This window comes from Leptolyngbya sp. UWPOB_LEPTO1, from assembly GCF_017302695.1.
Taxonomy (GTDB): Bacteria; Cyanobacteriota; Cyanobacteriia; order Leptolyngbyales; family Leptolyngbyaceae; genus Leptolyngbya; species Leptolyngbya boryana.
Window position 1 is genome coordinate 42,804 of sequence record NZ_JAFLCJ010000003.1, and the last position, 12,709, is coordinate 55,512.

Annotated in this window: 17 protein-coding genes; 10 read left to right on the top strand and 7 right to left on the bottom strand. The window is 49.0% G+C overall.

Translation table 11 applies throughout. The features are described from left to right. Window positions 1-15: 15 nt before the first annotated feature. The 5 genes from J0L70_RS05515 to J0L70_RS05535 all read right to left on the bottom strand — a co-directional run bounded on the left by J0L70_RS05515 (window position 16) and on the right by J0L70_RS05535 (window position 3,730). Window positions 16-183 (bottom strand): hypothetical protein, encoded by a 168-nt coding sequence (locus J0L70_RS05515; RefSeq protein WP_287453475.1) that lies wholly within the window; start codon window positions 181-183, stop codon window positions 16-18. Beyond that, complete coding sequence (locus J0L70_RS05520) at window positions 180-2,726, bottom strand: bifunctional DNA primase/helicase (RefSeq protein ID WP_287453476.1); 2,547 nt, start codon at window positions 2,724-2,726, stop codon at window positions 180-182. Before J0L70_RS05520 ends, J0L70_RS05515 begins: the two co-directional genes overlap by 4 nt. A 143-nt stretch (window positions 2,727-2,869) precedes the next feature. Continuing rightward, a complete protein-coding gene (locus tag J0L70_RS05525; RefSeq protein WP_287453477.1) occupies window positions 2,870-3,097 on the bottom strand; it encodes a hypothetical protein in 228 nt (75 codons plus the stop codon). Then, window positions 3,094-3,387, bottom strand: a complete 294-nt coding sequence (locus J0L70_RS05530) for a hypothetical protein (RefSeq protein ID WP_287453479.1) — start codon at window positions 3,385-3,387, stop codon at window positions 3,094-3,096. The genes J0L70_RS05525 and J0L70_RS05530 overlap by 4 nt, the downstream gene beginning before the upstream one ends. A gap of 79 nt (window positions 3,388-3,466) precedes the next feature. Then, complete coding sequence (locus tag J0L70_RS05535; RefSeq protein WP_287453480.1) at window positions 3,467-3,730, bottom strand: hypothetical protein; 264 nt, start codon at window positions 3,728-3,730, stop codon at window positions 3,467-3,469. A gap of 199 nt (window positions 3,731-3,929) precedes the next feature. On the opposite strand from J0L70_RS05535, the gene J0L70_RS05540 reads away from it, so the two are divergent. The 10 genes from J0L70_RS05540 to J0L70_RS05585 all read left to right on the top strand — a co-directional run bounded on the left by J0L70_RS05540 (window position 3,930) and on the right by J0L70_RS05585 (window position 10,712). After that, the gene (locus J0L70_RS05540) at window positions 3,930-4,268 is read left to right on the top strand and encodes a helix-turn-helix transcriptional regulator (protein WP_287453481.1); all 339 of its coding nucleotides are present in this window, start codon (window positions 3,930-3,932) and stop codon (window positions 4,266-4,268) included. A gap of 232 nt (window positions 4,269-4,500) precedes the next feature. Continuing rightward, window positions 4,501-4,821, top strand: a complete 321-nt coding sequence (locus tag J0L70_RS05545; protein ID WP_287453482.1) for a hypothetical protein — start codon at window positions 4,501-4,503, stop codon at window positions 4,819-4,821. A gap of 78 nt (window positions 4,822-4,899) precedes the next feature. Next, the gene (locus J0L70_RS05550) at window positions 4,900-5,337 is read left to right on the top strand and encodes a hypothetical protein (RefSeq protein ID WP_225885688.1); all 438 of its coding nucleotides are present in this window, start codon (window positions 4,900-4,902) and stop codon (window positions 5,335-5,337) included. A 15-nt stretch (window positions 5,338-5,352) separates the two neighbouring features. Then, window positions 5,353-5,613 (top strand): hypothetical protein, encoded by a 261-nt coding sequence (locus J0L70_RS05555; RefSeq protein ID WP_225885687.1) that lies wholly within the window; start codon window positions 5,353-5,355, stop codon window positions 5,611-5,613. Beyond that, entirely contained in the window at window positions 5,598-6,263 is a 666-nt protein-coding gene (locus J0L70_RS05560) for a hypothetical protein (protein WP_287453483.1), read from the top strand. Before J0L70_RS05555 ends, J0L70_RS05560 begins: the two co-directional genes overlap by 16 nt. A 479-nt stretch (window positions 6,264-6,742) precedes the next feature. Then, window positions 6,743-7,957 carry an IS110 family transposase gene (locus tag J0L70_RS05565; protein WP_017289385.1) on the top strand — a complete coding sequence of 405 codons (1,215 nt, stop codon included), beginning with the start codon at window positions 6,743-6,745 and terminating at the stop codon, window positions 7,955-7,957. A 31-nt stretch (window positions 7,958-7,988) separates the two neighbouring features. Beyond that, window positions 7,989-8,195 (top strand): DUF751 family protein, encoded by a 207-nt coding sequence (locus J0L70_RS05570; RefSeq protein WP_017289386.1) that lies wholly within the window; start codon window positions 7,989-7,991, stop codon window positions 8,193-8,195. A gap of 54 nt (window positions 8,196-8,249) precedes the next feature. Then, entirely contained in the window at window positions 8,250-8,621 is a 372-nt protein-coding gene (gene rbfA, locus J0L70_RS05575; RefSeq protein ID WP_017289387.1) for a 30S ribosome-binding factor RbfA, read from the top strand. A 135-nt stretch (window positions 8,622-8,756) separates the two neighbouring features. Continuing rightward, window positions 8,757-9,689: a transglutaminase family protein gene (locus tag J0L70_RS05580; RefSeq protein WP_287453484.1), complete on the top strand. Its 933-nt coding sequence runs from the start codon at window positions 8,757-8,759 to the stop codon at window positions 9,687-9,689. Window positions 9,690-9,788: 99 nt separating this feature from the next. Then, on the top strand, window positions 9,789-10,712 hold the full coding sequence (locus J0L70_RS05585) for a YihY/virulence factor BrkB family protein (RefSeq protein ID WP_287453486.1): 924 nt from the start codon (window positions 9,789-9,791) through the stop codon (window positions 10,710-10,712). 44 nt (window positions 10,713-10,756) lie between these two features. Here the strand turns inward: J0L70_RS05585 and J0L70_RS05590 are convergent, their stop codons facing one another. Together J0L70_RS05590 and J0L70_RS05595 are read right to left on the bottom strand one after the other, a co-directional pair. Beyond that, window positions 10,757-11,668, bottom strand: a complete 912-nt coding sequence (locus J0L70_RS05590; RefSeq protein ID WP_287453488.1) for an SMP-30/gluconolactonase/LRE family protein — start codon at window positions 11,666-11,668, stop codon at window positions 10,757-10,759. After that, window positions 11,637-12,440 (bottom strand): glucose 1-dehydrogenase, encoded by an 804-nt coding sequence (locus J0L70_RS05595; RefSeq protein ID WP_017289391.1) that lies wholly within the window; start codon window positions 12,438-12,440, stop codon window positions 11,637-11,639. Before J0L70_RS05595 ends, J0L70_RS05590 begins: the two co-directional genes overlap by 32 nt. Window positions 12,441-12,709 lie beyond the last annotated feature (269 nt).

Genomic DNA, 12,709 nt, shown 5'->3' on the forward strand with positions numbered 1-12,709 from the left:
GATCGCATCTCACCCCTAGAACAGTCTCAGCTGCTCATACCGCCGCTTCTCCCTCATCCGACGTAAGGGAGAGTGCTTTTTTATCGGCACAACTTCCACGGTGATCGGTAATGCCAACTGCCTACCACGCGCCATTCTCAGCAACGCCTCGCGAGCCGCAAAGATTTGAGAAGCGGTAATCATTCGGTGAACCTCTTCAGCAGCTTCAAATCTTTGCGCTCATACTTCTGCGTCACGAGCCAGCGATCGGCTTTCACTTCGATTAATCCGTTGTCAAGAATGCTTACGACTTTGACCCTTGACCCCGAAAATCGACCCTCGCAAATCTCCACGCGATCACCTTCTTCAAGGGCTAATTTTCGCGGGTCAATTCTGCGATCGATGCCGCCAGAGAATATTTGCTGTTGAATTGGATCGATCACAGAAGGTGTGTGACAGTCGTATTCAACGTGTTGAATACTGTTGAATAGCTGTTGAATAGGCGCATTGCCCTCTGTATCTGGCTTTGATCCTGTTTTAGCCCCCTTATTCAACAAAAGAGCATCCGGATTTTGATCGATCATCGATCGTGGATTTTGAGCTTCCCTTATTTCATGCGGATTTGAGGGCTGTTTTACCCCTGTTTTTGGCAATTCAACAGGCAAATCTGATTTTTCGGATCGATCAGCTTCGTGTGCGTAGATTGTGCCAGTTTCGGAGTTCTGATCGATGATCGATCCATTTTCAGGAAAAAATGTATTTTTTGTTGAATATAGCCCTCTATCGCAGTCGTCATCTGGATTACGCCTATTCAACAGATATTCCGCTTGTTGAATAGCGTCTTTATGCTCTAGGCGATAAAAATAGCTTCTGCGCTTTCCTTCCTTGACGATTTTTTCGCCTGCGATATCAGTGGTTTGTAAACGGTCTAAAACCGTGTATAGACTACGTTTCGGGATGTTTAACGCCTCGTGCAACTCTTCTAGCGAGGCTTTCTCGGTGTGGCGCATGAATTCCAGCACCATTTCTTTCTGTTCACCGTTGACCATCGGATTCCAGTGACCCAATAAGCGCCACTGCAATGTGTTGGCATCCAGCAAGATATTGAGGTCATGTTTTCCCCATCCGTTCTCAGCGAGCAGGCGAAAATTGCGATCGCCGGCGGCAAGGATGAGTGAGCCTCGGCAGACGGCGCGAATCGCTGAACTACCGCGAATCGTGTCAAAAATGTCGATTTTGTCAGCTGCATCAACTGAAACCTTGCCCGTATGGTGAACGAGTAAGACGCAGCAATTGAACTCACCCGCCAGTTCTTGTAGAGGTTCTAAAACTTGGCTCATTTCAGCGCTGGATTCACTCACCTGGGAGTCTTTGACTCGTGAGAGGGTGTCGATCACAATCAGGCGCGGATCAAGTCGCTCCACAATCGGACGTAAGTGAGCCAGTTCTGAAAGTTTAAATTTGTCGAGCCATACGACCGGAAGCCCTCTTGTCCAGCCCTGCGCTGTTTCACGCTCTTTGGTTTTAGCAGGACTGTCTTCCATGCGAATGTAGAGAACCGTGCCCTGAGTCGTCGGTCTACCCAGAAATAACTCGCCTTTTGCAACCGACAGGGCGAGTGTCATTGCGAGCAAGCTCTTTCCGGTACGAGGTCCAGCGGCAAGCAGAAACAATTCATTTGCTGTGAGCAGGTCGGGCACAAGCCATTCGGTATAGTCAGGTGCGGTGTCGAGTAGTTCGTCATTCCACTGCAATCGCGCCCAGAGGGGGTTATTCTCGATCGGTTCTGGCTGCAATGCCGTGGCAGATTCAGCAGCGCTCACAAAGTCAGAGGGTTTAAATCCTGCTTTCAGCGCGTCCGAGACATCCCAACCTTTCACAGTGCAGGATTCAGGCATCGGAACTTGAGCAATGCGCGCACGATCGCCAAGAGCAGCCGCCAGTTTTTTGGCTCCTTCCTCGCCTGGTCGTGTGCCGTTTTTCGTTGGCTTATCGTTGCGGTCGTAGAAGATGTAGACCGTACCAGGGAGTAGAGAAAGTTGCTCGTCTGACGGTACAGTGCCACAGCCGCAGGTGAATGAGGCAACCGCAATCGGAATGTCAGCTTGTCGCATTGCCCAACCGAGTGCGATCGCGTCCCATTCACCCTCACACAAATAGGTGGCAGTCGCCTCTACAGGCTTCCAGGTGAACCAAGTTGAAGCAGGGATTCCTTTCTGTGACCACGGTTGATACCCCGGTGGTGGCGACTCTAACCACGGGGCGACTCGTTTCTTTTGGTAGAACTGCGTGCCGTCTGCATTTGCGGGAATAGGGATTGAAATCGATTGCAGCATCTGACCATTGCAGCGCGATCTGGTTAGCCCTAGCTGATAGCGAGCAATCATGCCGTCATCAATGCCGCGATCGTTGAGCCACTGGCGAGCGGGATTGTCAGATTTGAGTAGAAGCTCACAAGACTCTTTGATCTTCTGTGGAGAAACAGTCGTAGTCGGAGCAGCGACGGGAGCAGCGAGGGCAGTGGGAACGATGCGCGGTTTAGATTGTCCGAGTGCATCTCGAATTTCTTGGGTAGTGCAGCCGCGATGACACTTGTACGCCCCGTTTGTCGCAACACTCAAATTGCGCTTGGTGTAATCCGTTCCTTTGTCCTGCTGACAAGCGGGGCAGATTGCGCGATTCTGGCTGTCGAATTCCACAAAGTTGCGGATATCGAAGTAGACGGGGGCGTTATGGCTTGTTACCATTTGAGCTAAGTCCTAGTTACGTAATTTTTCTCGTGTAAAAACGCCAGCAAACGGTTATTTGTTGGCATCGGTAGATGAATTTGCGCTTTCAGAGAACAAGCCAGCGGGGAAGGGGTCAAATCTTCCCGCTGGCTTGTTTGGTGTTAGAAGGTTTTGGGTTGAGGATTGAGCGATCGAATCGCTTCGATCCGATTGCTGATTGAGAGTTGCTTCTTACTCAGTTCAATCGCTCTCGGATGACTCGGATCGTAGAGGTTGTAAAGTTCTCCGACCACATGCCATAAATCGGTGTTTGTGATGGCAAGTTGAGCAATCAAGGCGTTGACTTGGTTTTCTAACCGACGAATGCGATTTCGTTCTAAATCATTCATGGGTAGTCCTTGAGGGATTGAGCCAGCGAGATCGACAAAGTGAGCAGCCCATTTCGCGACAACCGCCCCGCCAGTAAACCGAATTTTCGGGGGAGCGACATCGTGGAAATGGACAGGGCAAAATGATTTGCCGCCAGGTGGATCGAGCCTGTATAGGTTGTGAGCGAAATCAGGAGTAAAGCCTCACGGCGCTGCTCTGGGGTGAGAAATTCAAGATAGTCCCCAAGTTCCAGCGCGATCGCCGCCAAAATATCGGCATCGCGATTTGTTGGTCTTGATTGGAGTTGCATAAGCTATCCTTTGGTTACATCTTTAAGCAATTTTTTTTGAGCGATCGCACTGCCAGGAAGTGGTGCGATCGCTTTTTTCTTAGTCCGGTCGATTGGCAAGGCTCAACATCAAGTCGTTGCGAAGTTGTTCTAAATCGGCTTCGCTGGTGTTGTCCGTGATGATTTTGCCGATTGCAGCCGCCAGAATTGCTGGACTGCCACTAATACCAAGATTCATGGTTATGACCTGATCACTGAGTCGGCTGCTCAGTTCATCCAGTAAGTCGGCTGCTTGTTCCTGCTGGTCTTCAGCGAGCCAGGTCGTGAGACGGCGTAAGCGATCAATGATTTCTTCGTTAGTCATGAGATAGCCTCGTTTCAGGTAAGCGCGCGATCGCACCTTCCGGAGAAATGCGATCGCGCTTTTTTTTCGGACTTAAATCTGAGTACTTTTTTCACTGGTGTAAAGAGAATCGGAAGTGTATGTCCGATTCGTTAGATCATTTGGTTAGCCGTGCAGGGCTAGATTTGGCAGTCCTTCCCCGCACGGATGCACACCGGACATGGGTGTCCTGTCCTTAAGGATACCAGACATCTATGTCCGACGGACACGGATGTCTGATAATATGGAGGTCAATACTTCAGTTCGAGGTAATGCAGGCTTGAAAGCTCTAAGAGAAAAAGCTGGACTTAACAGGTCGCAGATGGCGAAAGCTGTCGGCGTGTCGCCTCGCATGTGGCAGAGATACGAGAACGAAGGACGCTTGCCTGACAAGATTGATTTTGTTCTCAAGGTGTCTGTACTCGCAGAAACGCCTGTTGACGAGGTTTTGAAAGCTATAGGCTTCGAGTTTCCAGACAGGAACGCGCTACTTGCAGAAACAGAAAACACTGAAGCGTAGTCCTTATCTACACTTCAGCGCACACAGTAACTCCATAGGAGGTGAAATCGCAGCCAAAATAAATTCTTGATTCGGGGGAGTTCGCCTCCCCCTAGCCCCGTACAAGCATCACCCAGACGGAGCAATCCAATTATGCAAGTAACCTCAGAATTCAATCAATGAAATCAGCGATCGTGCTTCTCCGCGGAAGTGCGATCGCTGATTTGTTTGTGCAAATCTACTCATCCATATCATGCCAAATCTAACCAAACATCAGCCAATTCAATGGCATAGCACCAAACCGACCGATTACCCGGTCTACCGTCACAACGGCACAGACTATCGGCTGGTTCCTGACTCTGCACTCGTCAAGCTACTTTCCGATAAAGACGGCTTGTTCTGGTTCGCAGTGGGCATGGCTGCCGTCGCGATCGCCGCCGTCACTCACGTCGCTATCAATCTGATCACACCGCCAGCTGCTGCCACGGCTCAGCCGCAAATTATCGAAAAACCCGTGATCGTCACTCAAGAGAAAGTGGTTCCCACCAACTGTCTCGCATTCTGCAATCGATAAATTCATTCTGCAAATTAAGGAGCACATCAAATGAGACTCGGAAGTTCAAACGGTAAAATGTCCAAGGTCAATCAAATCATGACCCCAAACGACGTGATGAATGTCGCCAGCGGCGCGCCTACTCCCTGGAATCCGGGTGACAGTAGCGAAATTCGCACCGAGAAAGTTGTCAGCAGACATCGCAACTTCACCCAAGAAGAAGCGGACAAACTGAGAATCACCGCCGCCACTCGCAAACGTCAGGCGAAAAACAACCGTCAGGCTTATCAGGCATTGCGATCGATTGAATCCTCAGATGCAGCGGATCAATCCAGCTTCCGCGCTTATCAAACGACCGTGGCTCGCACAACTGCCACCAAGAAAAAAGCGGATGTCAGCAAGGCGAAGACGCTTTACAACCTCACCCCGGCATACGCTCAAATGGGCTACAGCCTGGGCGCGTCTCACCACGATGCTCAGATGAAAGTCTCGGAATACCAAGCGCTCTACTCTGACGTAAGCAACCGCTGGAGCTAATCGAATATGTTCAAAATGGCTAGATTCGCGACCCTATTGGGGTTAGGTCTAGCCATTAGTTCTTTTATTGGGCTAATGGCGCGCCACCTTCCCCCGCTCACAGTCGGATTATGGGTCGTTCTTCTCATCCTGCTCGTTCTCACCCTCATGAGTTACTTCGCGGGTCCACTGCTCGATCAGCATTTTGGATGGGGGGAGGACACCTCACTCGGTTTAGCGATCGCACTTTTCCTGGTATTCATGATTGGAGGTCTAATCGGATGGCTCGCTTCATGACCTGGATGCCTCAAGCCGACTACGGGCAACAATGGGCAGTCACGTTTGGTGCAGGTTGTTTTACCTGGTTTATCCTCATCTGCTTTGCCAAACTCTTGCCGCCGTCGATCCAGCTGCTCACTTTTCTGGTTCCGATTCTCTGCTTTATCCACGCCTTGCACATTCTCCCCAAGTGGCAGAAAGAAGGACGTAGACAGGAACTTACCGAGTCACTGATCGAGCGAGAAATCTCACACGGCATGATGAATCAGCATCACCGAAACCTGGCAACGATGGATCTCGATCACAATCAGCAGATGCAGGAGTTAGGCAACCTTTACCCGGAGCAGAGTGGGGAGTGGGGAGTGACTCCTCACTCTGAACTTGCACCGCCAGAACAAGCCACCTACTTACTCAAAATCAAGCAGGACGTGATGCAAGCGTGTGGCGATATTGGCTGGCTATGCGTTGAATATCTCAGTGGTCAAGGCGCGCAGTATGGCGATCAAGAAGGATGGATTGCGGTTGAGAAATTGCGATCAAACTGGGCTAAAAAATACGGCTTGAACACTGAGCAAGTGAGGCAATTACTAACAGCATTAACCGGAATTCAAGCAGGAGAATGGCGCAATTCTGACCAGAAAGAATGGCGACTTCTCCTAACTCTTTAACCCGTCCGTTCGGACAAACTTCGGATTTTCGGACAAATCGGATTCGGACAGAAAAGCCTAGCGGATTTCCATCCGATCAGGTTTTCCGATACTTTTCCGAAATCCGTCCGATACTTTTCCGATTTCAGTCCGCCTGATGATTTTGCCAAACTCAGCAAATGAAACAGACATAATTCGGATGTTTAAATCCCTCGATTGAATGCCTAATTATGTCTGTCGCGGCATGAGTCCCGCGCTTTCAAAGTGAAGTAGGCATATTGCCTTTCTATTCTCCTAAGCGCGGTTGATCGTCCCGTGGCTTTTAGCTAAGCGCTTTCATGATGAAGTAGGCTCATGTGCCTCTAGTTCCCTTAAGCGCGGCTCAAAGTCTTTCAATTTGTCAATCTCAACGCCTGAAAAGTGAATTAATCTCACCGATTGTGGGGACTCGTAGGCTTGATTGACACAATTCCACTCAATTTAGTCCCCGGATAGAAAGTATGAACAGCCCCCGCGTCGTCGGAATCGATATTGGTTCCGGCAAAATTGTTGCGTGCCTACTCACCGAGCGCCCCACGCATCCGCAGACCTTTTACCAGCAATACGACTTTCATGAATTCACCCTCAATCGAGAGGGCTTAAATCAGCTGCTTGCTCTCAAACCCGCGATCGCGATTTATGAACCCACCGGAACGGCTTATTCTGCATTGTGGGTAGCGCGACTCGAAGAAGCAGGAGTTGAGTGTCGTGCCGTTGATCACGGCAAAGCGCGAGCTTACCGTAAATCATTAGGCTTACCCGACAAGGATGATTTTGCCGACTCGCTCGCACTCGCCTGCTATGGACTCGACCCATTTAAGCAAAGCAAGTTCGACTATCTGAGAAAACGCGAGCCTAAAATTCAACAGATTCGCTCACTCGTCCTTCGGCTCCAGCACCTCGATCGCCGCAAAAATCCGATCGTCAATCGACTGCGGCAAGACCTGGCGCAAGCCTTTCCGGAGAAGATGAACGCACACTGCGATGGCGCGCCGCTATTTTGGGGCTGGCTCGCTGGAGAGCGCAACTCAAAGCGCTACGATAGGCTGCTAGAGCAGTCGATCGGGTTTGGAATTACCGACGAAATTGAGCTACAAGCCAAAGCGCTCACCGCCTGCTTTCGAGAGGAGCAGTTCATCACCCAAAAACTGCGCCACTTAGTGCAGAGCGATCCGCAATTCACACCCTACTTGAAAGTGTTTGCAGAATTTGGCTTCGGTGAAAAAGTTTCAGCCCTATTGCTATCAGCGATCTATCCACTCGAAGACTTTCTACTCAATGGCAAACCAGAAGTACATATTCGCAAGGGCAGAAATTCAGGCAATCCCACCACGCGCTATCTGTCACTGAGACGATTTCAAAAAGCGATCGGATGTGCTCCAGTCCGTGAAGACTCAGGCAGTAGCAAAAAATCGCGCGCTGGCGGCTCATCCTTGTGTCGAAAAGCTCTCTGGCTATGGATATTCACCCGGATTGAAACGAGCACTAAAACGAGCAATGCTCGCATCCTGGAAGCGCGCCAACTGCATCAAGCTGCACTCGATCGCTACAGTTTACACAGCAACGAAAAACCTAAAGGCGTGAAAGTTAAGCTGGCGCGGGCTTATACTCGCCGCAAAGTGTCGATTTGGTTATTTGACGCATTAGTCAAAGCAGTTACGAGTGGACAAAATTGATAAAGTGAGAATAGTTTAGGAACCTAACGTTATGATGCAAGACCTTTGGAATACTGTTTCTAAGTATCCACGTTTTATCTTTGGTGTCATTTTCGGTGTCATTCTCAATGTGCTTGCACCCTTTGCGCCTCTATTCAAACGCCCTGTTACCGCGATCGCGACCGTTGGCATCCTCCTCGCGAGTTTTGCTTTTCTTTCTTTCACCTTACGGGCGATGTTGGGCTTAAATCCTGTGTAGAACATCGGAAATGTTAGAATCAAAACCTTAAGCACCTCATAGGAACGAATTGTTATGGCGACAGATCGAAGAATGGCTCGTGTCGCAGAATCGATCAGACGCGAAGTGAGTCAAATGTTGTTAAATGGCATCAAAGACGATCGCGTCGGAACGGGTATGGTGAGCGTCACTGATGTCGATGTCTCGGGCGATTTACAACATGCCAAGATTTTTGTCAGCATCTACGGCGACGAAACGGCCAAAGCCGAAACGATGGCAGGATTAAAATCTGCGACAGGCTATGTTCGGAGTGAATTAGGACAACGGATTCGGCTGCGCCGCACCCCAGAAGTTATCTTTATCGAAGATCGATCCCTAGAGCGCGGCGATCAAGTCCTGAATTTGATCAATCGCCTCAGCCAAGAACGCAAAGACGAAGAAATTTAGCCTGCTTCATTGAACCCAGAGCCTCAGCGGACTTCGCGATCGCTGAGGCTTTACTGTATCGTATGGTCTTTGAGAGAACCCTCATCAAGCCGGGCAGAACAGACTTCAGTTACTAGTAAATTTTGATGAAATACTATGAGTGTTATTTACGATCTGGAACACATCACCACGTATCGGTATCAAAACCCGGTAACGTTTGGGGAGCATCGAGCAATTTTTTTGCCCAGTATGGGATTTGGTGGGCGCATCCTTAGCTATTCATTAGAGGCGAATATTCCCTGTGAGATGCGCTGGATGATGGATACGCTCTCGAATAATGTGACGTTACTAACATTTAGCCAGCCTGCCAAGGAATTGATCGTGACCTACCGAATGCGAGGCGAGCATTTTGGGATTCCAGCGATCGCGGATTTTCCCCTCGATCACCGTGCAGAAGAGATCCCCGTTCAATACACACCAGACGAATGGAATGATTTATCGAGTTTCATTCGTCCCCACACTGAAGATCCCGAAGGTCATCTCGCTGCATGGACAAAACATTTTGTCGCAGGGGATCAAGACAATACCTTGGATGTCTTGCACCGGATGATGGATTCCATTAACCAGACGTTGACTTATCAAGGGCGCGAAGTCGAAGGAACTCAGAGTCCAGCGGAAACCTTGCGCTTAAAGTCGGGAACTTGCCGGGATTATGCTTGGCTCATGATTGAAGCATTGCGGCGATTGGGGCTTGCTTGTCGATTTGTCAGTGGCTATCTCTATGATTCTGCTTTAGATGGCGGTGAAGTTGGAATGACAGGTTCAGGAGCGACTCATGCTTGGGTGCAGGTTTACTTACCCGGTGCGGGATGGCGAGCGTATGATCCCACGAACCGAATTACAGCAGGATATGATTTGATTCGAGTGGCGATCGCACGGCATCCAGGGCAGGTGATTCCTTTGTCGGGATCATGGTTTGGCGAAACTGGCGATTACTTGAATATGGATGTTCATGTTTCGATTCGTAAGCTAGCAACGCTACCTGAATTTGATGAATCTCAGGCAATTCCGATGTCTACTCCACTCTGAAAGTCAATTCTGATCACAGCACGACAATCGCTCAAAGAGCACGCGATCTGATGAGCTATGATCCAGACATTGAACCTATCTCACTGATGGCGCTCTAGAATGCTGCACTATCTACGATCGAATATTCTGCCTTCCAAGCCTGCCCAATTGCTGATTCGGACAGGAATGAAGTGGAATCACGATAATTGTCCTGGAATGGCAGCTTCTCTGTCTTATTTTGCACTGTTTTCTCTGTTCCCTATGCTTCTCGTGCTTTTGAGCGTGATTGGCTCATGGGTTCAACCCGGAACAGAAGCATTTCAACAAATTCAAGCAGCAGGACAGCGTTTTCTACCCCCTGAAGTTCATGGCTTAGTCAGAAACACACTGCTTGCACTGTACAGAAATAGTGCTGGCGCTGGAATTATTGGGTTTGGAGTGCTGTTGTGGACAGCTAGCTCGGTGTTTGAGATTTTGAGAGCTTCAGTGAATAAGATTTGGCGATCGTCCAATCGATCGCCTGAAAGTAGCTCAGTTCCAAAGATCGTGCTTTTCTTTATTGTGAACAAATTGTTTTCGTTTTTATTGATGATGGGAGCAGGTTTATTGTTGCTCTCCTCGCTGATAACTAGCATTGCGATTAAAGCAATTCTGCAACTTGTGTCTACGTTTCAAGCGACCTTTGCTTTTCTCCAGATCGACGAATCACAATTGAGCCAAGGGCTGCAAACTGGATCAGCATTTTTTATTCTGGCATTAGCAACTTGTGTATTGTTCAAGATTTTGCCCTCGGTGCGGGTGGCTTGGCAAGATGTGTGGTTAGGAGCATTACTGACGACTGCTGGATTAGTCGGATTACAGCAGTTAGTCAGTAATAGTGTGATCTCGCTTGGGGCTGCTTTTCTATCTTATGGTGTGATTGGCAGTGTGATGATTTTGATGCTGTGGATTTTTCTGACGTTTCAGATTGTGCTCTTTGGATGTGTGTTTACTTATGTGTATGCTCATCTGTTTGGCAGTCGGCAGGGGAGAGCGATCGAGTGATTGGGTTGCTATTGAGGGTATTTACTTTGGGGAGTGGGGAGTGATTACAAGGGATCGTGTCCGAATCTAAAGTTTGGCTTTGCGATCGCGGTTTGACCCGCAGCACAAAACAAATCTCCTGCGTTAAATCCTTTTTGAATTTCTTTCTGGCTCAATCCAACTGAAGCACTGGTAATATACAAATCTCTGAGTTCAGCCCCGCCAAAGGTAACGCTCGTTGGTCGCTGAACAGGTAATTGAATGCTGTGAATCTCTTCACCGTTCGGATTAAAGCAAGCGACTCGCCAACCATTCCAGAGGGCTATCCAGAGATTTCCGGCTTGGTCGATCGTCATGCCATCTGGTTCAACTACGACACCATCGACACTCTCCCTGCTCAAATCGATCAGGACACGACGATTCGCGATCGCACCACTTTTCGCATCAAAGTCATAAGCATAGATTAAGTGCTTAGCCGAATCGGTCAAATAGAACGTTGCATCATCCGGACTCCACCCCAATCCATTTGAGATTGTTAGTCCTGTTTCCATCACATGCATCGAACCATCAGGATCATAGCGATAAAGTTCTGCTTGCTCTGGCGCATCACTCACCGCACCAATCCAGAATCGCCCTTGAGAATCGCACTTGCCATCATTGAAGCGAGTGTTCGGGCAAGGGAATTTTATTTGATATACAACCTCGATCGCGCCTGTGTTTACATCGAGAAAAGCAAGCCGATCGCGTAATGCGATGAGTAAGCGATCTTGACCCGCTAGCACGATTGCACTGACGATATCGCCCGTTTCCAAATAGCGATTTCTCCGAGTTGCTGGATCAAATTGATGCACTCGATGATTGTAAGCATCGACCCAAAATAAGACTCGTCGCTCGGTATCCCACACTGGACATTCGCCCAAACGGGCACGTGCCGCAACAACTGGACTAGGCTGACCAGGATTCTCGGAAATCTGCATACAGCGTCAGCCCCCCATCAATAAATAGTGTTTGCCCAGTAATATAGGCCGCTTCCTCAGATGCAAGAAATGCAGCCGAAGCCGCCATCTCTTCAGGATATCCCGCTCGCGCCATCGGGATATGACTTTCGACGATCGCTTTTTGCTGCGGATCTTCGACCCAACTCTCATTGATCGGAGTGATCGTTGCTCCAGGTGCGATCGCATTCACGCGAATTCCGCGACTAGCGTATTCCAGCGCTAGGGTTTTCGTCAAGTTGCCCATTCCACCCTTACTGATGGAATAGCTCAAATACATCGGACGGGGAATGATCTCATGAACGCTAGAAACATTCAGAATCACACCAGAACGGTGTTGTGCTAGGAAATGCTTGATCGACTCGCGCGCACAGAGAAAGGCTCCTCGCAAATTGACATTGATCACTTGATCAAACTTCTCAGTGGGCAACTCGTGAGACGCAAATTCTGATTGAATGCCAGCATTATTCACCAGAATATCAAAGCCTCCAAACTGTTCGATTGTAGAATGCACCATCCGCAGAATATCAGCTTCTTGAGCAACATCACCTTGAGCTAAAAGCGTTTGCACAGAATGTCCCGCTTCGGTTGCGCTCTGTTGCGCGATCGCTGCGGTCTGTTCTGCTTCTTCAGAATCACTTCGATAGTTCAGGACAACATTGCAGCCCTCTTGAGCAAAACGAATCGCGATCGCTTGACCAATTCCAGAACTTGCTCCCGTCACTAAAACCGTCTTGCCTGCTAATCCTTTCATGTATCCTCTGCGCTAAAGTAGAATGCCACAAGGGCGAAATCGCTCTCAGCATAGAATATGAAAATGCGAAGCGATTCGTATCGCTCTTGAGGCTTAGCTCACGCTCAACTTGAAGCATGGAAGTTCCAGAGTGAATCCACCTTGAGAGGAGTGATTCTACTCTATGAGTCATCTGGAGAACTTAAGCCATACAACGAGAGCAGTACAAAGTTATGATGCTGAAATCCATTCATTCGGATTCGTAATCGTTTGGGAAAATTCCCAACGTG